The organism is Kitasatospora aureofaciens (assembly GCF_019192735.1).
GTDB classification, from domain to species: domain Bacteria; phylum Actinomycetota; class Actinomycetes; order Streptomycetales; family Streptomycetaceae; genus Kitasatospora; species Kitasatospora aureofaciens_A.
Genome location: NZ_JAHTKP010000001.1, coordinates 140,317 through 167,309 on the forward strand (window position 1 = coordinate 140,317; position 26,993 = coordinate 167,309).

At 70.5% G+C, this 26,993-nt stretch carries 7 protein-coding genes; all 7 read left to right on the forward strand.

Annotation, left to right across the window (positions count from 1 at the left end):
• From KV557_RS00750 to KV557_RS00780, 7 genes are read left to right on the forward strand one after another with little or no spacing between them, the layout of a single operon-like run.
• Complete coding sequence (locus KV557_RS00750; protein ID WP_218197570.1) at positions 1–1,956, forward strand: hypothetical protein; 1,956 nt, start codon at positions 1–3, stop codon at positions 1,954–1,956.
• Positions 1,953–11,645: a non-ribosomal peptide synthetase gene (locus tag KV557_RS00755; RefSeq protein ID WP_218197571.1), complete on the forward strand. Its 9,693-nt coding sequence runs from the start codon at positions 1,953–1,955 to the stop codon at positions 11,643–11,645. Before KV557_RS00750 ends, KV557_RS00755 begins: the two co-directional genes overlap by 4 nt.
• Positions 11,638–23,334: a non-ribosomal peptide synthetase gene (locus tag KV557_RS00760; RefSeq protein WP_218197572.1), complete on the forward strand. Its 11,697-nt coding sequence runs from the start codon at positions 11,638–11,640 to the stop codon at positions 23,332–23,334. Before KV557_RS00755 ends, KV557_RS00760 begins: the two co-directional genes overlap by 8 nt.
• Positions 23,331–24,377, forward strand: coding sequence for a M14 family metallopeptidase (locus KV557_RS00765; protein WP_218197573.1), 1,047 nt, complete (start codon positions 23,331–23,333; stop codon positions 24,375–24,377). Before KV557_RS00760 ends, KV557_RS00765 begins: the two co-directional genes overlap by 4 nt.
• Positions 24,374–25,168 carry a CmcI family methyltransferase gene (locus KV557_RS00770; RefSeq protein ID WP_218197574.1) on the forward strand — a complete coding sequence of 265 codons (795 nt, stop codon included), beginning with the start codon at positions 24,374–24,376 and terminating at the stop codon, positions 25,166–25,168. The genes KV557_RS00765 and KV557_RS00770 overlap by 4 nt, the downstream gene beginning before the upstream one ends.
• Positions 25,165–25,983, forward strand: a complete 819-nt coding sequence (locus KV557_RS00775) for a JmjC domain-containing protein (protein WP_218197575.1) — start codon at positions 25,165–25,167, stop codon at positions 25,981–25,983. The genes KV557_RS00770 and KV557_RS00775 overlap by 4 nt, the downstream gene beginning before the upstream one ends.
• Positions 25,983–26,990, forward strand: a complete 1,008-nt coding sequence (locus tag KV557_RS00780; protein WP_218197576.1) for a sulfotransferase family protein — start codon at positions 25,983–25,985, stop codon at positions 26,988–26,990. The genes KV557_RS00775 and KV557_RS00780 overlap by 1 nt, the downstream gene beginning before the upstream one ends.
• The last annotated feature ends 3 nt before the right edge of the window (positions 26,991–26,993 follow it).

Genomic DNA, 26,993 nt, shown 5'->3' on the forward strand with positions numbered 1-26,993 from the left:
ATGACGAGAGCAGGCGCGTCGACGCGCGATGATGATCACATCGGATACGGTGACTCGGTCGGTGGACGCGACCTCTCCGGTCGGCTGAGGGATCATCGATGGGAGTCGCAGTTGTTGGATGTTCGCCGCGCGGGGGCGGCGACGCTGGCGGTTGGCGGACTCGGTGCAGACAGTCACTCCGTCGGGCTCTTCGTGCTCAAACAAGCTCTAGCCGCAGCGAAGTTTGAGATCCATGACCTGGGGATCCAGAACGACTTCGAGCGCTTCGCTGCCACCGCTACGCACTGTGACGCAGTGCTGGTGTCGAACATGGATGGTCACGCGGGGCATTACCTGCGTGATGTCGAGAGGCTGCCCGGATCCTGCCTCTGGTACCTGGGCGGTCACCCCACGATCGACGGGGACACCGAGGCCCTGGAAGCGCTCGGGTTCACCCGTGTCTACGCGGACTTCGTCGAGGCGGATGAAGTCGTGGCCACGCTGCGGCAGGACCTGGTCGGCCTGGCGCTGAAGCCCCGAGGGCTTGTGTCCCTGCCGAGGCGCCGTCCGGAACCTCTGCTCCAGGGACGGGACGCGGTACTCGGCCAGTGGCCCACGGGCGAGGCGGCACGGGATATCGAGGAGAACGCGGCGGTGCTGGCGGACCGGCCGTCGCTTGCAGAGCTGCACGGCGCCGCTCCGCGCCCGCTGCTGCACCCGCGGTCAGGGGTACGCAGCCGAGGGGACCAGGAACGCCTCTTCTCCGAGTTACATGCGGCCGGCGCCGATGTGCTGTCGTTCCAGGTCGATTCGCTGACCAGGGACGGACGGTACGCGGAGGTGGAGCGCGTGATGACCGACCGGAGGGACCTCAACGGATTCCCCGTGGTGAACCATGGTGTCGAGACCCTGAGGCGGATCAGCGCCGAGTGCCCTGTGCCCCTGCAGACGCGTCACAGCGCGCGTGACCCTCGCCTGCTGGCCGAGTTGAGCTACGCCGGCGGAGTGACGGCCTTCGAGGGCGGCGCGATCTGCTACAACGTCCCATACTACGCGGAGCTTCCACTCTCCGTGTCCATCGACCGGTGGAGGTACGTGGACCGGCTCACGGGCCGGTACGCCGAGCTCGGCGTCGTTCTCGACCGGGAGTTCTTCGGAACGCTGACAGCGACACTGATACCCCCGTGCGTGGCCATCACCACCAATCTGCTCGAGGGCATGCTGGCGGTCGAGGCGGGAGTCCGTTCCGTGTCGCTCGCCTACGCTGAACAGGGCTGCCGTGCCCAGGACGTCGCCGCCGTGCGTGTCATGGGAGCGCTGGGCCAGGAATTACTCGGAGCCGGGGGACAGGTTCGTGTCGCCACGGTATTCCACCAGTACATGGGCGCCTTTCCGCGACACCCGGACGATGCCGAGGAGCTCATCCGAAGGTCCGCCCAGACCGCCGCTCTCGCCGATGCGGACCGCATCGTCGTCAAGACGGCCTGTGAGGCGGTACGGATTCCCGCCGTCGGTGACAACGCGCAGGCCCTGGCGCTGGCGGCCTGGGGTGTGGAGCATGCTGATCACTCCGCCTACGTCTTGGACTCGGCCGAGGCCGCCCGGATCGAGGCGTCGGTCCGCGCGCTGCTGCAGGCAGTGCTCTCGCTCTCCCCCGGAGACCTGGGCGCATGTGTCGAGCAGGCGTTCACGCGAGGCTACCTGGACGTGCCCTTCTCCCCGAGCAGGTTCAACGCCGGCCGGATGGTCTCGGCGAGGGATCTCACCGGCGCTGTCCGCATCCTCGACCCGGGCGACATGCCCCTTCCGACGGACGTCATGGCGTTTGAGACGGAGAGGTTGAACGAGCGCCTCGCCGTCGCCGGGGTGCGCCGTTCCGAGGCGTGGCGGCTTGTCGCGGACGACGTGCTCCGCACCAATCGGCAGCGGACAGCATGGCCTCTCGACGTTCCCTCGTACGGGCGGGCGGCAGGATGAATCCCGACATCTGGCTGTCGGCCCCTCCGCCGACGGGCGTGACGGCCACTGGGCGGCTGCTGATTCTCCCGCATGCGGGAAGCGGCACGGCGGCGTGGTTCAGTTGGCGCTCCCGGCTGCCCGACGACGTGGAACTGCGGGTCGGGCGCCTTCCCGGGCGTGAGACACGGCTTGCCGAGCAGCCGCTGACGTCCGCGGCGGACGCGCTGAGCGCGTTGTGCCAGGCATATCGCGCCCTGCCACCGCTGCCGACCGTGGTGTTCGGCCACAGCCTCGGAGCTCTGCTCGCCCGTGGGCTGTGCGCCGCCGCCCCCCACATGGTCCGCGCCCTGGCGGTCTCGGGGGAGGTCGCGCCCGGGTCCGGCCCGAGGTCGCACGCGGACGTCCTGGGACTGCCGGACCGCGAGTTCGCGATCGAGGTGAACAAGCGCTGGGGCGCGGTGCCAGCGCAGATCCTGGACGCCCCGGAATTCCTTTCCATTTTTCTGCCGGCACTTCGCGGAGATCTGGCGCTGGTCGACAGTTTTCCCGACCAGGTCGGTGAAGCGGTCGATTTCCCGCTCTTCGTTTTCTCCGGTGTAGAGGACGACCTCGACGAAGTCGGAATCAAGCGTTGGGAAAACCACACCAACGGTGCGATGCAGCTGTTCCGCCATCCCGGAGCACACATGGCGGTCCTGGAAGATCCAGCCGTCACCGACCTGGTCATCAATACATGCCTCGGGGGGGCTGTCGTGACGTTCTTGAACAAAGCTCTGGCGCACTTCGAAAGCTGTCCGGAGGTACCCGCCGTAACCTTTGTCACCGCTGATTCCAAGCCGCGCACCCTCACCCGGGCGCAGCTGCTCCGTCGCGCGGGCAGCGTGGCGACTCAGGTCCGCCGGGAGACGGCTCCCGGTGACCGGGTCCTCGTGGCGCTTCCCACGAGTGCGGACCTGGTCGCGGCTCTGATCGGTGTGCTCATGGCCGGCCGTGTGGCGGTCCCCGCCCCGGCGACACCGGGTCCGCGGAACGAGGCCCGCCTGGCACAGATCGCAAAGCACGCCGGCTGCGCTCTCACCTTCAGCCAGAATGCGGTCGCGTCAGCGGTGCTTCCCGATCTGGAGGGCGAGCCGGACCTGCGGATCGCGGTCGGTGACCTCGCCGTACTGCAGTACACGTCCGGTTCCACCTCCGAACCGAAGGGCGTACGGGTTCGGACGGCGAACATCGACGCAAACCTCGCGGCCATGGAGCGGGCATTCGACCAGCATGAGACCGATGTGGTCGGCGGATGGCTTCCGCTGTTCCACGACATGGGCCTGGTGGGCAACCTCTTCCACCCCTTGCGCATGGGGCTCCATGTCGTCCTGATGTCCCCCGAGCACTTCGTCCGTGACCCGAGCGCATGGCTGCGCGCGATCTCCGACTTCGGTGTCACCACGAGCGGGGGACCCGATTTCGGGTACGCCTGGTGTGCGGACCGGATCGACCCTGCGCGCCTCGAGAACGTCGACCTCAGCCGTTGGCGTGTCGCATTCACGGGTTCGGAGCCGATCTCGGCTCGTACTCTGGAGCGATTCTCGAAGGCGTTCGGGGGTCATGGCTTCCGGCCGAGTGCGTTGACGCCCTGCTATGGCCTGGCCGAGTCGACGCTGCTCGTCTCCTGCCACGCCGTCGGCACGGCGCCCCGGGTGACGGAGTACGGCGTGAGCTGCGGTCAGCCGGTCGAGGAAGTGGCCATCGTCGACGAGACGGGCACCCCGGTTGAGGGCACCGGGGAGATCTGGGTCCGCGGGCCGAGCGTCGCCGACGGCTACCACGGTCTGGCGGGGGGCGACAACTGCGGTCTGCGGACGAGCGACGACCGGAGCGGATGGCTGCGCACGGGTGACCTCGGCATCCTCCGTGACGGTGAGCTCTACGTACGCGGCCGTTCCAAGGACCTGGTCATCCTGCGCGGCGAGAACCACCACCCTCACGACCTCGAAATGATCGCGAAAGAGGCCCAGGGTGTCCTGACCGCGTGTGCCTTCTCGGCCCCCGGAGAGCCGGAGCGCCTCGTACTGGCCCTCGAAGCCCGCGGCGCCGCCGACGAAGTGGTGGCCCAGGTCCGTCGGGCCTTCCGGGCCGCGATCGCCTTCGAACCGGACGAGGTGGTGGTGCTCCGGGGTCGTGCGCTGCCGCGCACGACGAGTGGAAAGCTCCAGCGCAGCGCGTGCCGGTCGGCGTGGGAGGCCGGAGAGCTTCCCGTCGCGCACCGGTGGGCGACGGGCAGGGCCGGGAGGGCGCCATCGGGCCCGGAGGAGGAACTGCTCGCCGACCTGTGGCAGGAACTGCTCGGCGTGCGGGTCGGATCCGCGGAGGCGAGTTTCTTCGCTACGGGCGGCGCCAGCGTTCTGGCCGTCGAGCTCTCCGCCCGGATCGCGCAGCGTCTCGGCGTTCATGTGTCGCCCGTCGAACTGCTCGCCGCGGGCACGCTCGAAGCCCAGGCAAAACTCATAGCCCGGGCGCCCAAGGCCGGGGACGCGCTGCTGGAGCCGGACGAGGCGCCCCTCTCCCTGCAACAGGAGGGACTGTGGCTGCTGTCCCAGTTGTCCCCCTCAGGGCTGCCTCCGGTCTCGGTGACCATCGGCGTGCCCCCGGGGGCCGATGTCGAGTCGGCCGTCGCCACGCTGGTCCACCGGCATCCCGTGCTCGCCACGAGCGGCCCCGACATGCAGGGGCGTCAGCGACGGGTGCCCTGGACACCCGTGGCGGGACGGCCCGACTTCACCTCGGGACGGCCCTTCACCATGCGCCGCGACGGAGATCGTCTGGAACTCGCCTGGGACCATTCGGTGATCGACGGATGGTCGGTACGGATCCTCATCGAGGAACTGGAGGCCCTGCTCGCAGGCCGGCCGCTGTCCCCTGCCCCGCCCTCGGCACTGGCCTGGGCGGCCGAACAGCGCAAGGCGCTGGCAGCCGGCGACGACGCCGATGACCTGGCGTTCTGGCGTGCCCGTCCGTCCAGTGGCAGCGTCGAACTGCCCTGGACCCGTCCCGGAGTCGAAGGCGCGGGGCTCACTTCGCGACGTGTCACCGACGCCGACGCGCTGAGGCAGCGGGCACGGGAACTCGACACCACGGCGGCCACGCTGGTGCTCGCGGCCGTGTCGGTCGTGCTGTGCCGTGTCAGTGGGCAGGGCGAGGTCGCCGTCGGGGTGCCCTTCGCCAACCGCACCCCGCCGTGGACGCGCACCGTCGGCTGCCTCGTCTCCGTGCAGCGTGCCTTCGCACGCGTCTCGGAGGACACCACGGGCACGGAACTGGTGCGAGAGCTCACGCAGGAGCTCCAGCAACTGCGCGAGCATGCCTCGTTGCCGCTGGAGTCCCTTCAGTCCCGCCTCGGACTGCCACGCGACGCCGTGCACGTGGACGTGGTGCTCGACCACCTGTCCGTGCCGGCCCGGGTGGGTGAACTCTCCATCAAGGGGACCTCCTTGGACGAGTGCCCCCCTGAGGCCAAGGTGCCACTCACCATCACGGCCGTCGAGGACGAGGGCCTGCGCCTCGTCCTGCTCCGGCAGCGTTCGTTCATGGACGACGAGGCCGCGGACGAGTTCGTCGATCAGGTCGAACTCGCCCTCGGGGAGCTCGTCCGCGCTCCGGGCAGCCGGTGCCTGGGCTGGTCGCTGCGCACCGCACGGGCCGCTCTCCGGTTCCCCGCCATGGCCGGTCCCCTGCCGACCCCGGACGTGGTGCCGATCCCCGACGCCGTCATGGGCGTCGCCCCGGAGCGGGTCGCCCTGCGGTGTGAGGGCAACGCATGGACCTACGCTGACCTTCAGAGGAGGGCCCTTCAGGTCGCGGGCACCCTCCAGGCCGCTGGCACCCGTCCCGGCGATGTCGTCGGAGTCCTGGGCAGCGCCTCCTTCGACACGGTCGCGGCCGCCCTGGGCACGATGCTGGCCGGCGGAGCCGTGCTCCACCTGGACCGCAGGCTCCCGCCGGGCCGGCTCGCGACCATGGTCCGGGAAGCGTCGGCCGCCGTCGTCGTACGAGCGGACGGCCACCACGAGCGGGACGCCGGGCTCGGGACGGTCGTGGAGATCGGCGAGGCCGTCGGTGAGATCGTCCCCGTCGACCCGGCGGGGCCTGCCTACGTCGTGTTCAGCACCGGTTCGACGAGCACACCCAAGGCCATCGTCGGCACCCACCGCGGCATTGCCCACTTCCTCGGCTGGCAGCGGCAGGAATTCGAAGTGGGTGACGAGGACCGCTTCGTCCTGCTGACCAACCTCGCCTTCGACATGTCGCTGCGCGACGTGTGGCTCCCGCTCACGTCGGGCGGAGTCCTGCACCTCCTGCCCGACCCCGCCGAGGTGAGCGGGGAACGCGTCGTCCCCCTCCTGACAGGGCGGGAAGTGACCCGGCTACACCTCGTGCCCACTCTTGCGAAGAGCTGGCTGACCACCACGGAACCGACTCCTCTGCCGGCCCTGCGCAGCGTGTTCTTCGCCGGCGAGCCACTGAGCGACACCCTCGTCGCCCGGTTCCGCGAGCACTTCCCCGGCGGCTACGAAGTGCTGAACTTCTACGGTCCCTCGGAGACCACCCAGACCAAGATCTTCTTCCGGGTTCCCGAACAGCCGGAGCCGGGCATCCAGCCAATCGGGCGCCCGCTCCCACAGACGGCCGTCACGCTCCTCAACGCCGCCGGCACCCTCTGCGGCGTGGGCGAGCCGGGCGAGATCCTCATCAGGACACCCTTCGCCACGAACGGCTATGCCAACGAGCCCGTCGCACAGGCGCAGCGCTTCATCCCCGATCCCTTGGGCAGCGGCCAGATGGCCTATCTGTCCGGCGACCTCGGTCGCGTACGGCCCGACGGTGTGATCGAGATCCTTGGCCGGGGCGACCGCCAGGTGAAGGTGCACGGAGTGGCCGTGGACCCCGCCGAGGTGGCTGACATGCTCTCTGGCCTCCACGGGGTGCGTCAAGCGGCAGTGCGTGCCGAGCCGTCCCCCGACGGCGACCACCGCCTCGTCGCCTGGTTTGTCGCCGACCGTTCGTGGAGCGCGCTGCGGGACGAGCTCGCCGACCGGCTTCCCGCCGCGCTCGTGCCCGAACGCGCCATGGCCTGCGACACACTTCCCGTGCACGCCAACGGCAAGGTCGACCTGCGCGCGCTGCCCGATGTGGTGAACGACGTCCCGGTCGCCGCGGAACTCCCCGTCGACGCGCTGGAAGCAGCCGTCCTGGAGGCGTGGCGGACCACGCTCGGCGAACCCGAGCTGGACATGCACGCCGACTTCTTCGCCCACGGCGGTCACTCGCTGAAGGCACTGGAACTGGCGGCCGCGATCAAGCGGGCACTGGGCCGGGACATACCCCTCGCCGAGATCCTCCAGGCCAGGACACCGCGGGAGCTGGCCCGGCGCGGGCTGTCCTCGGCGGGACAGGCTGTCCGCAAGCTTCCGGAGATCGTTCACGCCCCGGACGACGCCTACGAGCCGTTTCCCATGACCCCGGTACAGGAGGCCTACTGGGTCGGCCGGCGCGACTTCTTGGAGCTCGGCGGCGCCGCTGCCCAGACCTACCGGGAGCTGAGCTGTGATCCCGTATTGGACCTGCCACGTCTTGAACAGGGGTTCAGGAGCCTGATCGACCGGCACCCCTCCCTGCGGACCGTGGCCACCGAGGACGGCCGCCAACAGGTGCTGCGTGAGACTCCGTCGTTCCGCATCGTCGTCCAGGACCTGCGGGAGGCATCCGACCCCGAAGCCGCCGTGCGGGCGTGGCGGCGTGAGATGAGCCACCGGGTCCGTCTGCTCGAACAGTGGCCGCTCATCGAGGTCCGGGCGAGTCTTCTGCCGGACGAAGTCCGTCTGCATGTCGGTCTCGACGCCTGGGCCTGTGATGCGTGGTCGCGCGTCCTTCTGCTCGAGGAGCTTCGAGAGTTCTACGACGAGCCCGCGCGGGACGTCCCGCCGCTCGAAATTACCTTCCGTGACTACGTCCTGAGCGCAGAGGGCGCGCCCGACGAGGCGGACCTGGAGTGGTGGCGCGCGGAACTCGACGAGCTTCCCGCCGCCCCTCGGCTTCCCCTCGCACGCCGTACCGGCACAGGATTCACCCGTCGTCACGGGCTGCTGGAGGCCGAAGCCTGGGCGGAGTTCCAGCGACGGGCCGGCCGAACCGGTGTCACCCCTTCCGCGGCGCTGCTCGCCGCTTTCGGATGGGTGCTGGCGCGATGGAGTGCCGAGGACGAGCTGGCTCTGAACGTGACCGTCTTCCGGCGGCTTCCCGTGCACCCGGACGTGAACCGGCTGCTGGGCGACTTCACCTCGGTGCTGCCGCACGCGATGCATGCCCAGTGGGAGACTTTCCAGCGGCACGCGCGTGATGTGCAGGCGCGGCTGTGGCAGGAACTGGCACACGGATCCGTCTCCGGTGTCCACCTGGCGCGTGAGCTGGCACGGCGGACCGGACGGCTGGACGCGACCGGACTGCCCGTGGTGTTCACCAGCGCCCTCACGACGCCGGAACTCGGCCGCGAATTCGACTGGTCCTGGCTCGGCGAGCTGGTGCACGGCATTTCCCAGACTCCCCAAGTGTGGCTCGACCTCCAGGTCTACGAGCACCGCGGTGAACTGCACTACAACTGGGACAGCGTCGAGGAGATGTTCGAGCCCGGTGTTCTCGACGCGCTCTTCGAGACCTGGTCTGCCCTCCTGCGCACCCTGGTGGACGAGCCCTGGAACGGACCGGTGCCCGAGCTGCTTCCGGAGACGCAGAGGCTCCTCCAGGCCCGGACCAACGCCACCGAGGGCCCGGTTGTGCGTGAGACGCTCGCCGACGGGGTTCTGGCGGCTGCCGCGCGCACGCCCGACGCCCCCGCGGTGATCGACGGGGAACGCACGCTCTCCTTCGCCGAGCTCATCGCGCAGGCCGAGCAGGTGGCGGCCGAGCTGATCGGTCAGGGCGTCCCCCGCGGCGGTCTCGTGGCGATCGTCGCGCCTCACGGGTGGCGGCAGTCCGTGGCCGCGCTGGGCGTCCTGCTCGCAGGGGCCGCCTACGTGCCCGTCGACCCGTCCCAGCCGGAGGAGCGCGTCCGGCAGATCCTCGACGAGGCGGGGCCGGGGTGCGTGCTGCGGACCGGTGACTCGTGGGGCGAGGGCATAGCCGTCGAGGACTGCGGACCCGCCCGGGCCCGCCGTCTGCCGGAGCCCGGAGACCTCGCGTACGTCATCTACACGTCCGGGTCCACGGGACGGCCGAAGGGCGTCGTGATCCGTCACGAATCGGCGGTGAACACCCTCGTCGACATCTCCCGACGGATGTCGTTCGGCGCGGACGACCGCGTGCTCGCCCTCTCGGCCCTCGCGTTCGACCTGTCGGTGTGGGACCTCTTCGGAAGCTGGAGGCTGGGAGCGGCGGTGGTCTATCCCGCCGATCGCAGCGACCCCACGTCCTGGGCACGCGCTGCGCACGCCCACGGGGTCCGCGTATGGAACTCCGTGCCAGCGCTCGCCCAGATGCTCACCGACGCGCTGGAGGCGGATCCGGATCTTCCGGTGCCCGCTCTGCGGACCTTCATGCTCTCGGGCGACTGGATTCCGTTGAAGCTTCCATCGCGTCTGCGAGCCGTCGCGCCGGAGGCGGCCGTCTGGTCCCTGGGAGGCGCGACCGAGGCATCGATCTGGTCCATCGCCTACCGCGTCGACGAGGTCGATGAGGGCTGGGCGAGCATTCCTTACGGCCGTCCGCTCACCAATCAGACGGTGCAGGTGCTCGACGACCGGCTGCAACCCTGTCCGGTGCACGTGGCGGGGCGGCTGTTCATCGGGGGACTGGGGCTCGCGTCCGGGTACTGGCGGGACGAGGCGCGTACCGCGGAGCGCTTCCTGGACCACGATGGTGTCCGGCTCTACGACACCGGTGACCTGGGTCGCTGGCTGCCGGACGGCACAATCGAGATCCTCGGACGCGTCGACAACCAGGTGAAGATCCGCGGCTACCGCGTCGAGCTGGGCGAGATCGAGCACGCGCTGGAGGCCCTGCCCGGCGTCGACCGTGCGGCGGTGCTCCTCACCGGCGACCCGCGCGGCGACCGACGGCTCGTGGGATTCGTCGTGCCGCGCCCGGGGGCCGAGACCTCGGAGGCGGAACTGCGCCGCGAACTCGCGTGGAAGCTCCCCAACCACATGGTTCCGCACGCCGTCGTGTTCCTGGACGCACTGCCCCTGTCCGCCAACGGAAAGGTGGACCGTGCCGCCCTGGCGACCCAGGTGCCCACAGCGCCCGAGCCCACGTCGGTGGCGACCGACTCGGATGTCCTCGCCCAGGCATGGGGAGAGGTGCTCGGCGCTCCGCCGGCCGGACCGGACACGAACTTCTTCGCCGCAGGCGGGGACTCCGTGAGCTGGCTCCGTGTCTGCGCGGTCGTGTCACGCACCGGATGGCGTCTGCCCGCCGCCGCGATAGCGGAGGATGCGACGTTACGGGCCCTTTCCACTCACCTGAGGCGTCCGGAGGCGCCGGCGCCGCTTCCCGCCGGGCCCACCCCACCGGGACCGATGCGGAACTGGCTCGAAGCGAAGGGGCTGCCCCTCCACTTCAATCAGGCCGTCGTGCTGCGGCTCGTCCGTGAGCTCGACCCCCGGTTCCTCGACCGGGCTCTCACGGCGGTCGTCGCCGCCCACCCCACGCTCGGCTCCACGCTGGACGGAGGCGTCGGCGGCCACGTGCTGGAGCACGGAGGGGACGCCGGGACCGCATGCCGCGGCTTCACGGCCGACGGTCCGCTACTGCGGGCGACCCTGCTGCCGGCCGAGCTCGTGCTGTGCGCACATCACACCGTGGTCGACGCCCAGTCGTGGCGTGTGATCGTCGGAGACCTGGAAGTGGCGCTCGACGCACTCGAAGCGGGCCGCGAACCGGAACTCCTGCCCGAGCCCACCGAGTACACGGCCTGGTGCCACGCCGTCGCGGACCTTCCGGCCCCGCCCGTCCCGGACTTCCCTGCCTCCGGGCCGACCGGTGTCGAACGCGAGGGGCGCCTGACCGCACAGGTGCTCGCACCCGCGGCCGACGAACTGCGGGCCGCCCTGGAACATCTGCGGTGCACCGAGGAGGAACTCCTCGTCTCGGCAGCGGCCTGGGCCAACGGCAGCGTGACCGGACGTTGGGACGTCGAGCTGGAGCGCCACGGCCGCATGCTCGGCGAGTTCGACCTCAGTCGGACGACAGGCTGGCTGACGGCCCTGGTGCCGCTGGCGCTCACTGCGGGCTCACCCACCGACGTCCTGGTCCAAGTGAAGAAGTACCTCCGTGAACTGCCGGACGGAGGCATTGCACTGGCCGCGGCGTACGCCCCTTCCGGGCAATCCGCCTCGCTGGTGGTCAACCCGCTCGGCGCACTGGGCAACGAGCACTCGTCCCACTTCGAACTGGTGCGGGACAACACACTGCCCCTGCGCGACCCGGACCTGCCGAGGGCCAACGAGCGTCGCGTGACCTTCTACACCGCCTCCGGGAGACTCCACGCCGAACTGAACCACCGCGACTCCGACGGCTGGCTGTCCGCACTGGAGACCGCACTGAGCGATCTACTCCAGGCGCCGGGCACCGCCACGGCGAGTGCGGTCGACTTCCCCCACAGCGGGCTCCCCGACGACGAGCTCCGCGCACTACTCGCTGGTCTGGAGGCCACGAATGACTAGGGTCGAGGACATTCACGGCCTGACGCCCCTGCAGCAGGCCATGCTGGTGCGTGCGGTGCTGGAACCCGCCTCTGCTGCCTACGTGGAGCAGCTGCGTTTCGAGTTCGGCGCCCGCCCGGACCCGGAGGCCCTGAGGCAGGCGTGGCAGGGCCTGTGCAGCCGCCACCCGGCAATGCGGAGCACGTTTCACCACACCGGACTCTCCGAACCGCAGCAGGTCGTGCACGGCGGCTTCGTCCTGCCCTGGCGCGTGGAGGACTGGCGGCAGCGACCTGACGGGGATATCGACGCCCTCGCCTGGGCCGAGCGGGACCAGGGCTTCGAATTAGCCCGGCCGCCGCTCTTCCGCCTCGTGCTCGTTCTGCTGCCCGACAGTGCCGTCCTGATCTGGACGTTCCACCACCTGCTGCTCGACGGCTGGAGCCTCGGCAGGGTACTTGTCGAGGTCGACGAGGGCTACCGGACGGCGCTGTCCGGCGCCTCCGACGACCGTCCGGCCGCCCCGCCGTTCCGGGAGTTCATCAAGTGGCTGCGTGCCGTCGACCCGGTTCCTGGCCGGAAACACTGGCGGTCCCGGCTGGCTGGCGCTTCGATCACCCGGTTCGGTGGAGAAACCGGCGGAGCCGGTGGTGAGCACACGGTCCGGCTCGGAACGGCCGCGTCGGAGCGGATCCGTGCCGCGTGCAAGGCCCGTGCGGTCACGCTGGGTACCCTTGCCACGGTCGGCTGGGCCGCGTGCGTCGCCGAACCGGACGCCGCACAGGACGTCACCTTCGCTTCGCTGCTCTCCGGCCGCCCGGCGGACCTCCCAGGCGTGGACGGCATGATCGGCATGCTGGTCAACACCGTCGCCACCCGAGTGCGGTTCGAGCCGGAGGAGACGGTGCACGCGCTGCTCGCCCGCGTTCAGGGGGAGCTAGTCGTGGACCGGCGCCACGGCTGGACGCCGCTCGACGAAGTGGCGCGTGCTGCGGGGCTGTCCTCGCCAGACTCGGTGCTCGTGATCGAGAACTACCCCGTGGACAGGGCGGTTCTCGACGGTTCCCCGCTGGCCGTGCGGTCCGTTTCCATGGACGAGCAGGCGGACGTGCCACTGGTCGTGGCGATCGTCCCGGGCGAGGACATCGAACTGCGGCTGGCGACACCGCCCGGCGGATTCACCAACTCCGCGCTCGAGGAACTCGGGGGCCGGCTCGCGGCGTACCTCCTGAACCTGGCGGACGGCATGGACGACAATGCCGCCGCCCTTCTCGGCCGACGGGAGGCCGAGCGGCAGAAGACATTGCGCGGTCGCATCGGGAGGCCGTTGGAAACGGCCGACGGTCTGGTGAAGGCCTTGTTGGCGGCTGGCCCCACCGTCATCGACGGCGACGACCACTGGCCAGCGGATCGGATTCTGGCTGAATCCGAGCGCTTCGCCCGCTTGGCCCACGCCATGCCTCCCGGCCCCGTCGCCATCGTGGCGGACACGACCGCGCAGACCATCGCACAGATGCTCGGTTGCCTCCGGGCGGGGCGGACGTACGTCCCCCTCGACCACTCGGACCCACGCCACACCGAGCGTGCTGAGCACACAGGGGCGCGTCCACTCCCGGACGCCCTGGATCCGGGCAGTGAGCTCCCCTCGTTGCCCGATGCCGACGCCATCGCCTACCTGCTCCACACGTCCGGCACGACGGGAAAGCCGAAGGCCGTCGTACAGACCCACTCCGGTGTCCTCGCGCACGCCCGTCGCTTCGCGTCGTCCATAGGACTGCGTCCGTCGGACCGCGTCTGCATGACCGCTTCGTTCGCGTTCGACGCCGCGGTGATGGATATCTTCGCCGCATCCGTCGTCGGGGCGACGATCGTGATCGGTTCGCCCAAGCGGCATGGGTTGCGGGCGCTGCACGACGAGATCCTCCCGCAGGCCACGGTTCTGCACACCACCCCCAGCGTGTTCCGGCTGCTCGCCGCCGAAGGGCTGCCTCGACAGCTGCGCGCCGTGGTGCTGGGAGGGGAGTCCGTCCTACCGACCGATATGGAGATCTTCGACCGAGCCGCGCCCCAGGACTGCGTCCTGGTCAACGGCTTCGGTCCCAGTGAGAGCACGACCGCACTGCAGTGGTTCGCCGAGAAGGGCGCCACCGGGTCGCGTGTGCCGGTGGGGTTGCCGGTCACGGGTACCGAGGCATGGCTGCGCGGCGCCGATGGCGAACGCCTCGACGCTCCGTGGGCGCAGGGAGAGATCGTTCTCGTGGGGGATGCCGTCGCACAGGGCTACCACGGGGACACCGACGCCGCAGGACGCTTCTCCCGGGACGGCGACCGCCGCGCCTACCGCACCGGCGACTGCGGCCGGCTCCGGCCGTCCGGATGCATCGAGATCATCGGCCGGGTCGACGACCAGGTGCAGATCGGGGGAGTCCGGGTCGAGCCCGGCGAGGTCCGCGCCGTCCTCGCGGGGCTGCCGGGCGTGACGGCGGCCGAGGTGCTCGCCGTACAGGACGGGACGGACGTTCGCCTGCATGCGTTCGCCAGCCCCGGCACACTGGACGCCGACGGGCTGCTGCGGGCGCTCGGCGCCAGGCTTCCGAGCGCGTTCGTCCCGGCGCAGGTCCGTCTTCTGGATCGGCTTCCGCTGCTCGACAACGGCAAGGTGGACCGCGCGGCCCTGCGCGCCGGCACGTCCGGGCCGGGGCCGGACTCCGTCACCGCTCCAGCCGCCGAAACGTCCGGCGACCCGGTTCTGGCGACGGTCGTCGCCACATTCGCCGACGTGGTCGGCAAGGCCGTCGACCCCGATCGCAGCCTGTTCGATCTCGGGGCGAACTCCCTCGACGCGCTGCGCGTCGCGGGGCGGCTGGAGAACCGGCTCTCCCAGCGGGTACCCCTCCAGCTGCTCTTCGACCATCCCACCCCCCGTGCGCTGGTCGCGGCCCTGTCCGCCGCGCCCGAGCAGCGTCCGGCAGCTGCCATCCCGCGGGCCGAGCGGCACTGGCAGACGCGTGGCGCGACGCGCCCAGCGCCCTCGGACGAAGCCCCGGCGATCAGTCTGTTCTTCTTCTCCGGCCATGCCGACGACCCGGCGGAGAGCTATCGGCTCCTCGTCGAGGCGGCTGTCCGCGCGGACGAACTCGGCCTGGAAGCCGTCTGGACCCCCGAACGCCACTTCGACGCGTTCGGCGGGACGTTCCCCAATCCCTCCGTCATCGCCGCACACCTCGCCGCCTGCACGCAGCGGCTGAGGCTCAGGGCCGGAAGCGTGGTCCTGCCCCTGCACGACCCGGTGCGCGTGGCAGAGGAGTGGGCGGTCGTGGACCAGCTCTCTGGCGGCCGTGTGGACCTGGCCATCGCCTCCGGATGGCACCGCCGCGACTTCGTACTCGCCAAGGACCCCTACGCGGAACGCAAGAACGGTCTGCTCGGGCAGATAAACGTACTGCGTAGACTATGGGACGGCGACGCCGTCGAACTGACGGACGCGGAGGGGGAGCACTTCTCCGTACGGACCTGGCCGAGGCCGGTCCAGGAGCGTCTCCCGCTGTGGCTGACCTCGCAGTCACCCGAGACGTTCGAACTCGCCGCCCGACACGGGCTCAACGTCCTGACCAATCTCAACTACAAGTCGATCGGCGAGCTCTCCGAGCGAGTCGCCCGGTACCGTCGCGCACGCGGCGACCAGCGGGGCGGGCGTGTGACGGTGATGACGCACACGCTCGTCGGCAAGGAGGATGCTGAGACACGCGGGGCCGCGGTGGAGGCGTACGCCGACTACGCGCTGCACAACCTCGTCCTGCAGCAGGCGCATGCGCGTGGGGCGGACAAGGCACTGCGTCCGTCCGACGCGGACGCCCGCGCACTCGCCCTGCGATCCGCCGAACGCATGGTCGAACACGGTGGCCTGGTCGGCGACCTCGACCGGTGTCGCGACCGGCTCGCCGAACTGCGTGCCGCCGGCGCCGATGAGGTGGCCTGCCTCATCGACTTCGGAGTTCCCGCGGACCAGCTGCTCCAGGGCGTGGAGATGCTGGGCGAGCTCGTGGAGACCTCCGCGCGCCGAGCCGCGCCGAAGTCGGCGGTGCTGCCCGCCGCACCGCTCCAGGCCCAGCTCTGGGTGCTCGAGAGCCTGTCCGACGCGCCGGGTACGTGGATGATCCCCACTCTGGTACGGCTGGAGGGGACGCTCGACAAGGACGAACTGCGCTCCAGGCTCGCCGCCCTGTGCGACCGCCACGAGGCCCTGCGAACCTACCTCGAAGAGCGCGACGGCCGAGTGGTTCAGGTGGTGTGGGACCGCCGCCCCGTGAGCCTGGAGACACGGTCCGTGGCGAGCGAGGCAGAGGCCCTCCGCCAGGCACGCGACATCCTCGACGAAGGACTCGACCTGGGGCAGGCGCCCCTGGTGCGCGCGGTGCTTCTCCAGGTCGCCCCCACGCATCATGTGTTCCTTCTGGCCTGCCATCACGCGATCGCCGACGGAAGTTCCACGGTCGCCCTCGCACGTGAGCTGTTCGACGGCGTGCCGGACGGACGGCCACTGCAACTCGGCGACTGGGCCGCCTGGATGGAGCAGCGGGTGCGAGACGGTGACCTGGATGCCCAGGAGAGCTGGTGGGACGAGGCCCTGCGGGACCTGCCCCCGCGTCTGAGGCTCGGTAGCGGCGTCGCGAACGGTCGGCGCGCGGTCCACCCCATCCCGCTGGAACCGGCCGTCGAGACCGCGTTGCGGTCCGTCGCCCGCACCTCGGGGGCGACCCGCTTCGAGATCGTCCTCACCGCCTTCGTCGAGGCACTGGGACACCTCGCCGGACAGAGCGACCTCGTCGTCGGTCTCCACCACGCGAATCGGGACCGCGAGGAGCTCGAAGGCCTGGTCGGCCCCCTGGTGAATCTGCTGCCGTTCCGCGTGCGCCTACCCCTGCAGGACGCCCTCGGCAGCGTCCGGGATCAGGCACGTGCGGCGCTTCAGCACCACGAGGTGCCCTACGCGAGGCTGGCCGCCCGGCACGCGACCGAGCACCGTCCGGGCACGGACCCGTTCGTCGACGCGGCCCTGCTCTACCAGAATCTGCCCGAGGTGGTCTCCGAAGGGCCCCTGAAGTGGAGCCGGCTGGAGCTCGAGGGTGGTCAGGCACGGTTCCCCGCCACGCTCGTGGCGACGGAAGGCCGCGACGGCCTCGTGCTCCAGCTCGACATCGACGAGGGCCTCTTCACGGGTGACGAGGCCGCCCGCCTCGGCGCCGCGGTGAAGGACAGTCTGCGCGGTCTTTTGGGGGTGGCCGCACCGACCCCGGCGCGCGTCGAACCGGAACGCGCCGTACGTTCGGCCGGTCCCCACCTGCTCGGTGCCTTCGTCGAGTACGCCGAGCAGCATCCCGTGGATACCGCTGTCGTCGGCCCGGACGGCAGCCTCACCCGCGCCGAGCTGCTCGGTGCGGCGCGGCGCCTGGCCGCCGCCCTGCGCGCGCGGGTGCCCGCCGGCTCCCGGATCGGGGTGCAGGTGCCACCCGGCTGCGCCATGATCGTCGCGGTGTACGGTGTGCTGCTCGCGGACTGCACCGTCGTCCCGCTCGATCCCCGCAGCCCGGCCGCCCGGCGCCGCCTGGAGCTGGAACTGGCCGACGTGGAACTGGCGGTCTCAGACGTCGAAGTCGAAGTGCCGCGACTGGAACCCTTCCAGAGCGGCCCCGAGCGGACCGAGGAGCCCTCGGGCACGGAACTCGCCTACCTCATCTTCACGTCGGGCTCGACCGGTGTGCCCAAGCCGGTGGCGGTCGGACACGACAGTGTGCGCGCACTCATCGGCTGGGCCCGGACCGTGTTCTCCGAGGACGAGCTCACCGGCGCCCTGCTCACTGCCCCGATCCGTTTCGACATGTCCGTGTTCGGGCTGTACGTTCCCCTCGCCGGCGCCGGCTCGATCGTCGTGATCCGTGACGTGGCGGCCCTGGTCGAGGGGCCGCCTCCCGCGCCCGTCCGTCTCGTCTACACCGTCCCGTCGGCGCTCCGGGAGGTGCTCGCGGCGGGCGGCCTGCCGGACACGGTGCGCACGGTCAACCTCGGCGGAGAGGGACTGCCGGCCGACCTGCTCGCGGACCTCCTGACGAAGGTGGAACGCGTCTGCAACCTCTACGGCCCGACCGAGTCCACGTCCAACGCGTTCTTCGAGGACTACACCGAGCCGGTGGAACCCACCATCGGACGCCCGATCGCCGGTACGGGGGCATGGATCAGGCGCCTCTCCGACGGTGCGTGCGCCGAAGCGGGGGAGAGCGGCGAACTGGTGCTCACCGGGGCCGGGCTGGCCCTTGGCTACCTCGGTCTCCCGGACCACCCGGCCTTCACACCGGAGGGTTACCGCACGGGGGACCGCGCCCGGCTGCTGCCCGATGGCAGCTTCACCTACATCGGCCGCATCGACGACCAAGTGAAGGTGCGCGGGCACCGCGTGCAACTCCAGGAGATCGATGCCCACCTCTCGACCCTGAGCAGCGTCGAAGTCGGAGCCTGTCGTCTCGACGGGGACAGCATCGAGGCGTGGATCGTGCCTGCCGGCGGCTGCGACCACCCCGCGCAGGCCGAGCCCCGCCGCGCCGAGGGGTGGGCAGCCGAACTCGCGGAGGCACTGCCGCCTTATTTCCTGCCGTCGCGGTGGATCATCGTCCCGCGCCTTCCGCTCAGCACCAACGGCAAGCTCGACCGGAAGGCGCTCGGCACGGTCGAGTGGACCCCGCTCGACGCGGCCACGCTGGAGAACCCGGCACAGACCGCCCTGGCGGCCGTGTGGGATGAGGTACTGGGCGTGCCGGTGCCGAGCGCCGACGCGGACTTCTTCGCACTGGGCGGTCACTCGCTTCTCGCGATCACCCTGTGCCGCCGGATCGAGGACCGGCTGAATGTCCGTGTGCCGCTCCGTACCCTCTTCGACCACCCGACGGTCGCGGCCCTCGAGGTGGCGCTACGGAACGCCGAGCAGGCCCCGGACGACGTCCCCGTGCTCGTGGAGGACCCGTTGGCCGCCGAGGAGCCGTTCCCACTCACCGAGCTCCAGCAGGCCTACTGGGTCGGCGGACGCGACGACATGGCCCTGGGCAGCGTCGGTACTCAGGGTTACGTGGAGTTCGACACGCAGGTGCCGACCGATCAGCTGGTTAGTGCCTTCCGGGTACTGGTGCGACGTCACGACATGTTGCGGGCGGTGTTCGACCCCGACGGCCGTCAGCGCGTTCTCACCGACCCCGGTGAGTTCCCCGTGGCGGTGGAGGACCTGCGGGAAGCCCCCGAGTCGGCGCTCATCGCCCGCCGGGAGGAGCGGTCCCACCACCGGCCGGATCCGTCCTGCTGGCCGCTGGTGCGCGTGTGGGTGTCCAGACTCGCGGACCGCACAAGGGTGCACATCAGCGTTCCGGCGCTCATCGCCGATGCCCACAGCGTCTACCTCCTCGCCCGGGAGCTAGCCCAGCTGATCGACGGCCGGGAGCTGCCGCCCCCGGGGCCGGCCTACCGCGACCTGGCCGTGGCCCTGGCGCGACGCGACCGCACCCGCGACGACGAGGAGTTCGCTTCCCACGCGGCGTCGTTCCCGGCCGGGCCCCAGCTTCCCCTGGCGTCCGACCTGGAGCAGCTGAACTCGGTGCGCTTCGACCGACGGGAGATACGACTCGACGCCACGACCTGGCGCTCGGTGCGCGAGGCCGGAGCGGCCCACGGGCTGACGCCGGCGGGCACGCTTCTCTCGGCGTACGCGTGGGTGCTTGGCGGCTGGGCGGAGGAGCCTGAATTCGCTCTCGGTGTCACGTTCTTTGACCGGCCTCCGATCCACCCCGACGTGGACAGGGTGGTGGGGGACTTCACCAGCGCCCGGCTCGTCCGGGTGAGCCCCGCCGAGGACTTGGGAGCCTTCGCCACCACACTGCAAGGACGCCTGTGGGAGGCGCTCGACAGCAACGCCTTCGACGCCGTCCGCAGCGTTCGGACGCTGCGCCGACTGGGCCGCGCCCACACCTTCCCCGTCGTGTTCACGAGCACGCTCGGACTCGACGCGCCCGGCCGTGGCAGCCTCGGCGAGGTGGCATACGCCCTGACCCAGACGTCGCAGGTCTGGCTCGACCACAAGGTCCGCGAGGAGGACGGCGGCCTGGTCAGCACGTGGGACTTCGTGACCGGGCTGTTCCGTCCGGGGGTCGTCGAGGCCATGATGGAGCGCTTCAGAGCGACCCTGCACCGGCTCGCCCGGGGCGACTGGTCGCCCGCGGTCCCCGGCCTACCCGCCGACCAGCAGCGAGAGCGGCACGCCTACGGTGCCACCGCCTGGTCCACCCCGGGCCCGGCCCTGCTCCACCAGACGCTGCTCGCCGGTGGCGCGCCCGACGCTCTGGCCCTGGTGACTCCGGAGGGAGAGCACGTCACCCACGGCGCACTCGCGTCAGCCGCAGGGGCGGTGGCGCGCCGGCTCACCGACAGCGGGCTGCAGGTCGGGGACGTTGTGGCCGTCGAATCGCGGCACGGCTGGCGACAGGCGGCGGCGGCGCTGGGGGTGATGGCCGCCGGCGGCGCGTTCGTGCCGATCGATCCCGCCTGGCCACAGCGCAGGATCGAAGCGGTCCTCAAGACGGCCGGTGCCCGCTGTGTGGTCGAGCCGGCGAGCTGGGCATCGGGACTGCCCCGGATCGAGCTCGCGGACGCCGATCGCACGGCGCCCCTGGCGCCTCTGCCCGAGCTCGTCGGCCCGGAAGACCTGGCATACATCCTCTTCACCTCGGGGTCGACTGGGTACCCCAAGGGCGTCGAGATCTCTCACGCGGCGGCGATGAACACGCTCGCCGACATCGTCGACCGATTCAGGCTGAACGGGGACCGGGTGCTCGGCCTGTCCGGGCTGCACTTCGATCTGTCCGTGTTCGACCTCTTCGGTAGCTGGCTCTCAGGCGGAGCCGTCGTCCACCCCGAAGTGCTCCGAGACCCGGCCGCCTGGGTGGACCGTATGGAGCGGGAGGCCGTCAGCGTGTGGAACAGCGTCCCCGCACTCGCGGAGATGCTCGTCGAACACCTGGAGGCGACCGGCCGGCCGCTTCCCGGGCTGAGACTGGTCCTGATGTCCGGGGACTGGATCCCCGTCACGCTGGCGGACCGGCTGCGAGCAGTGGCTCCCCAATGCCGGGTGATCAGCCTCGGAGGAGCGACCGAGGGGGCGATCTGGTCGATCGCGCACGAGATCGGTGAGCACGACCCGGCGTGGCCGAGCGTGCCGTACGGGCGCCCGCTGCGGAACCAGGGCATGCACGTACTCGACGTCCGGCGCAATCCGCGCCCGGACTGGGTCACCGGGGAGATCCACATCTCGGGCCGGGGTGTCGCCTGCGGTTACCGGGGAGACTACGCCCGCACCGCGGCGGCTTTCTGGACCGATCCGCGGACAGGGGAGCCGTTCTACGCGACCGGGGACCTGGGACGCTTCCGGCCGGACGGCACCATCGAGTTCCTGGGCCGCCGGGACGGACAGGTGAAGATCCGCGGTCACCGTGTCGAACTCGGGGAGATCGAGGCAGCCGTTCTCGAGCACCCCGAAGTGCGACAGGTGGCCATCACCGCGCCCCGGGCGCGTTCGGGGCAGCGGCATCTGGTGGCACACGTCGTGGGCACGGCCGACGAGGCGTCCGTTCGTCGGCACCTGACGGAGCGCCTGCCCGAGGCCCACGTGCCGCGGCAGATCCACATGGTGGACGCGCTCGCCCTCACCGCCAACGGCAAGGTTGATCGGACGGCGCTGGAAGAGCCGGCCGCCGCCCCCGCGGAGCCTGCCTCGGACCAGCTGCTGGCCATGTTCCGCGAGGTCCTGGGACAGCCTGACGCCGGGGCGGACGACGACTTCTTCGCGCTGGGCGGAGACAGCGTGCTCGCCATCCGCCTGGTGTCCCTCGTGGAGAAGCAGCTGGGTCAGCGCCTTCCGGTCCGTGACATGTTCGCCAACCCGACTGTCCGGGGCCTGTCGACCCTGCTGCGCGCTGGCGATCACGCACCCGCAGCCGTGGTGTGGGACCCGGAGCTGCGTGAACGGGCGAAGCGACGTCAGGGGCACCGCAAACTCGTCGGCCTCGAACGGGCCCTGCCCGTCGCCGAGCCGTCGGAGAGTCTGCGCAGTCGCCGCAGCCACCGCACCTTCGTGTCCGCCCCCGTTCCCGCGCAGGGCGTCGAGCGACTCCTGGCCCTGCTGGTGGACCGGGGCGAGCAGCGGCTGTACCCGTCCGCCGGCGGGGCGCACGGTGTCCAGGCCTACCTCCAGGTGGCCGAAGGACGGGTGGACGGCCTGGCGGGCAGCTGGTTCGTCGACACCCGAGCCGGTCGGCTCACCCAGGTGCGCGAAACCCCTTGGGAGCCCGCCGTGGCGGACTCGGGGCCGAACCGCTCACTTGCCCATGGCGCCGCGTTCGCCGTGGTCCTGGTGGCCGACCTCGACACCCTTGAACCCCTGTACGGAGAAGCGGCCACCCGTCTGGCGACCCTCGAAGCCGGGTACATGGGGCAGCTGCTCGCGGGCGAGTCCGCGGCGTTCGACCTCGCGCTCTGCCCGGTGGGCAGCGTCGCCGAGGCGAGGCTCGATGCCGCGCTGGAGCTGGGGCCCCGCCGGAAGGTGATCCATGCTCTTCTCGGTGGACGTCCCCTCGCCTCGGGGATACGCGCCGACGCGGTCTGGTCCGGAACCCCGGCCGAGTCCCGGCCGGGGCCCGTCCTGCTCACCGGCGCGGCCGGCACGTTGGGCTCCGCCCTGCTCGCGGAACTCCTCAGGCAGGGCCACGAGGTACATTGCCTGCTGCGCGGCGACGCCGAGTCCCGCCTCGCCGAGGTGCTCCGGGCGGAGGGCGTCGAGCACCATGCGGACCGGGCCTTCGCCTGGGCGGGGGACCTCGACGCAGTGATCCCGGAACAGGCGCCCGCACGGTTCGGCACGGTGGTCCACGCCGCGGCGGACGTGTCCTTCGTCAAGGACTACGCGACGCTCGCGCTTACGAACGTGGAGGGCACACGACGGATTCTCGACCTCTGTGCCGACGGCGCGGTCCTGCATTACATCTCCAGCCTCTCCGTGTTCAGCGACCACGGCCGTGACGCCTTGCCCGAGGAGACTCCGCTCCCCGCGGATCCCCCGGTCAGGGGCGGCTACGCGCAGAGCAAGTGGGCCTCGGAGAACCTCGTCAGGTCGTTCGTGGCACGTGGCGGACAGGCTCATGTCCACCGCCTGGCTCTGGTCGTGGACCGTCACTCCGGGGCGGACGACTACGTCACCGCCCTAGTGCGGGGATGTAAGGCCACCGGCGCCTATCCCGACGTCGATGTCGACCTTCCGCTGGTCCGGCGAAACGTCGCCGCGAAGGCCGTCGTCGCGTCCTTGGGCATGTCGCCCCGGACATGGCACCTCCAGGAGGAGCCGGCGCCGACCCTCCGCCAGATCGCGGATGCGACGGGGACGCTGGAGGCGGTCCCTCCGGACCAGTGGCTTCGCCGGGTGGAGACGGCCGTCAGCCACGACCCGTCCCATCCCCTGGCCCCGTATGTGGAATTGCTGCGGGCGTCGCGCACCGGCGGGGCGCTCGATCCGGCCGGACCGCGAGGTGGCCGGCTGGACGGCCGGCGCAGCTGGCGACTGCTCGCCGAGGCCGGCGTCCAGCCCGGAACGAACCTTGAGGCACTACTTCAGGAACTCATATGACCTGGTTGTACGGATGGCGTGAGGCGAGTGAGGCCTTCCGGGAGCTGGCGCAGCGCCACGGTGACGTCGAACGGATACCGCACGGCGGCGAAGGCCCCGGGGGCGAGCAGCTGACGGTCGACGTGGCACTCCTCGGGCCCCGCCGAGCGGAACGCTGTGTCGTCGTGTCGTCCGGCCTGCACGGTGTGGAGGGAGTGGCCGGCTCCGCGATACAGCGGACCTGGCTGTCGCAGCTGACCGCCCCGTCGACGCGGGTGGTGCTGATGCACCTCCTGAACCCGTTCGGGTTCGCCTGGCAGCGCCGTGTGGACGGCGACAATATCGACCTCAACCGCAACTTCCTTCTCGGCGATGAGAAGTTCACCGGTGCGCCTCCGGGCTGGCGGGACGTCGAGCCGTGGTTGGTGCCCCAGCGGCCGGCGAGCCGCTGGGACCCTCTGCTGCCGAAGGCGCTGTACACCGCGACCCGCAAGGGCCGCAAGGCGGTCTTCCAGGCCATCAGCGGTGGCCAGTACGAGTCGCCGCAGGGCCTCTTCTTCGGAGGCTCGGGGCCAGCCGCCCTCCAGGACCTGCTGTGTGATGGGCTCCCCCGCTGGACGCAGGGAGCCCGCGAAGTGCTCCATCTCGACATCCATACGGGGCTGGGGACCAGCGGGGGGCTGCAGCTCCTCCTGCCCCGGCGCGAGGGCACACCCGAAGCGGACGCCCTCGTCCGGCGCTTCGGGCCCGATGCCCGCCCCGCACTCGAGAAGGTGCGGCACTACCGAGTACAGGGCGGGCTAGGCTCCTGGTGCGAAGAGCTCCTGCCGGATCGCGACTACACACTGTGCGGGGCAGAGTTCGGCACCGTGTCCGCCCTCGAGGTCATCGCGGCCCTGCATCAAGAGAACCGCGCCTGGTTCTGGGGCCGACGTGATGACGCCCGTTCCGTCTGGGCACGCAGCCGCCTCGCCCACGCCTTCGCCCCCACCTCACCGACGTGGCGGCGGCGTGTGCTCGACAGAGGCGTCCACCTGATCGACCAAGCAGCGGAGACACGATGACCATCGGTGAAATGATGCGCCGGACACAAGACCGGGTGGAGCGGGACCAGCAGGGGATTCCGACGTACTACGACCGGCGGGTGCTGCGCCAGGCGGATGAGCACGACCCGGACTGGCGGGCCCGTCTGGCCCGCCATGACGCCGCGTTGGAGACCGGGCGGTTCGTCCCATGGGCCCAGCGGGAGTCCGTGGACCTGACGGGGCTCGACACCCACCGCCGGAGCGAGATCCCTGACGACGTGTTGATCATGAGTCAGGGCACGGCACAGCCCACCCGCTGGCGGGGGCACGACTTGTTCAAGAGCGTGTTCGACTTCGCCCTCGTGCCCATGCTCTTGGCGGAGTTCCGCCCGGAAGTGATTCTGGAGGTGGGCTCCGGTAACGGCGCGAGTGCTCTGTGGATGGCCGATCTCGCGGAACTCCACGGGTTCGCGTGCAGGATCGTTTCGATCGACGTCAATCCCGTCCCTGTCACCCATCCCTCCGTCGAGTTCATCACCGGGGACGCCCGCCGGGTGGGCGGCATCCTGCCCGCCGATGTCCTGGCGCGAGGTCCCCGCCTGGTCGTTGAGGACGCCCACGTCGGAGTTCGCGGCGTGCTCGAGTTCGTCCACGAGCAGCTTCGGGAGGGCGACTACATCATCGTGGAGGACAGCGTGGGCAAGGCCTCCGAACTGAGGGAGTTCACCGCTGCCCACGCCGGGGCCTACGCGGTGGACACCCACTACACCGACTTCTTCGGCCGCAATGCGACCAGTTGCGTCGACTCGATTCTCCGGAGGATGGCATGAGCCTGCTCGACACCATATTCCCGGACGGCCCGGCCGCTCCAGGGGACAAGCCGCTGCGGGTGTCGATTTCCGGCCTCGACGAACTCCTCACCTGGACGGATCTGGAACGCATCCTGACCACGTCGTGCTTCGAGGGACCGGGAAGCGCCACCATCCAGAAGGACCTCTCACTGCCCGACCCGGGCATGAGCCGCGTGTGCGTCCTCACCAATGGCCAGTCGATCTGGCGTGCTCCGCGCCGAACGTCCGTCGAGGAACTGCGGGGACGGCTTGCCGGATCCACCCTTCGGGTGGAGGCCCTGGAAGAAGTCCATCCTCCGCTCGCCGAGCTTGCGGCGACGCTGTCGCGTCCCGGCGCCCCCGTCTACATCAACGCGTACGCGGCCTGGGGCAGCCAGAAGGGACTCGCCCTCCACTACGACTACACGGACAACCTCGTTCTCCAGCTCGAGGGGCGCAAGTACTGGAAGATCTACCGCCCCACGCGCACCGCGGTACGCGGTCCAGAGTCGACCGCCTACAAGGAGGGGATCCAGGCCGCGGCCCGGGGAGAAGTCGGCGGTACCCCGGACGAGTTGCAGCGCGTCCGGGACGGGCTGTTCTGGGAAGGCGAACTCGCTGCCGGCGACGCGCTCTACGTGCCGCCCGGTTGGTTCCACGAGGTGACCCCGATGGGCGTGCCCACCCTCCATCTCGCCTGCGCCTTCGCCGCCACGCCGGGCGAGCCGGCGGTCGTGCCACCTGGCATCCGCCTGCCCGACGAGCTGCGGGCGCCCGCAGAAGCCGAGTCCGACCACCCGATGGGAGAACAGTGATGAGCGAGAACGAGCAGACCAAGCGGATCTTCGTGGGCGGGCTCGGCCGGTCGGGTACCACGATCATGGCCCAGCTGATGGGCCGGCACAGCGACGTGTTCGGAATGGAGTGGGAGACACGCTTCATCGTGGACGTCGACGGTCTCGGTGACCTGGTCGACGCCCTCTCCGTGAACTGGGCCGGCCCGGTCACTGGTGGTGAGAAGGTCCGGCGTTTCCGCCGGATGATGACGCGAGACCTCGTCGAACGCGATGCCGCCCCGTACGAGGGCTACAGCATGTACGACCACTTCGACGCGGAGCACTACGACGCCACCGTCCGCGACTTCCTGGACGGGCTCATCGAGGCGGAGTGGCCGGCGTTCTCCATGCAGAGCGGCCGCAGCCTCAGTATCACCACCCAGCAGGACGGCGAGGACGTCCACATCGAGGTGCGCACGGGGCAGCGCAGCCGGATCCTGCCCAGGTACTTCGAGAGGGAGGAGGCGGCCCGGCTGGCGGCGGACTTCGTGGATCGTCTCTTCGGCGGCAAGGGACGTGCGCTGGGACGGCGCCACTGGTGCGAGAAGACGCCGCACAACATCCTCTCGCCCTACCCTCGCCTCCTCTTCCCCGACTCCTACATCGTCCACATGGTCCGGGATCCGCGGGACGTGGTGTCCTCCATCGGTTCCGGATCCCACAACTGGGGAGGCCCGGACGCCCGCATGGCCGCCAAGTGGGCCGAGGGCTTCTACAAGAAGTGGCTGGACATCAGGTCGCAGTACCAGGACGACGAGCGGTACATCGAGATCTTCTTCGAGGACTTCATCGCCGAACCCAAGAAGACCATGACGCTGCTGTGCGAACGGATAGGTCTGAAGCCCGAACCGGCCATGTGGGAGACGGATCTTTCTCGCCACAACATCGGCCGTCACCGGACCGGCCTCAGCCGTGACGACATCGACGTCATCGAGCGGGACGTGATCCCCCTGGCGTGCAGCGCCGGGTTCGGCAGGTACCTGTGACGC

Excerpts from the sequence above, each read along its gene's own strand:
- KV557_RS00760 (WP_218197572.1), top strand. The coding sequence starts at position 11,638 with ATGACTAGGGTCGAGGACATTCACGGCCTGACGCCCCTGCAGCAGGCC.
- KV557_RS00750 (WP_218197570.1), top strand. The coding sequence starts at position 1 with ATGACGAGAGCAGGCGCGTCGACGCGCGATGATGATCACATCGGATAC.
- KV557_RS00765 (WP_218197573.1), top strand. The coding sequence starts at position 23,331 with ATGACCTGGTTGTACGGATGGCGTGAGGCGAGTGAGGCCTTCCGGGAG.
- KV557_RS00775 (WP_218197575.1), top strand. The coding sequence starts at position 25,165 with ATGAGCCTGCTCGACACCATATTCCCGGACGGCCCGGCCGCTCCAGGG.
- KV557_RS00780 (WP_218197576.1), top strand. The coding sequence starts at position 25,983 with ATGAGCGAGAACGAGCAGACCAAGCGGATCTTCGTGGGCGGGCTCGGC.
- KV557_RS00755 (WP_218197571.1), top strand. The coding sequence starts at position 1,953 with ATGAATCCCGACATCTGGCTGTCGGCCCCTCCGCCGACGGGCGTGACG.
- KV557_RS00770 (WP_218197574.1), top strand. The coding sequence starts at position 24,374 with ATGACCATCGGTGAAATGATGCGCCGGACACAAGACCGGGTGGAGCGG.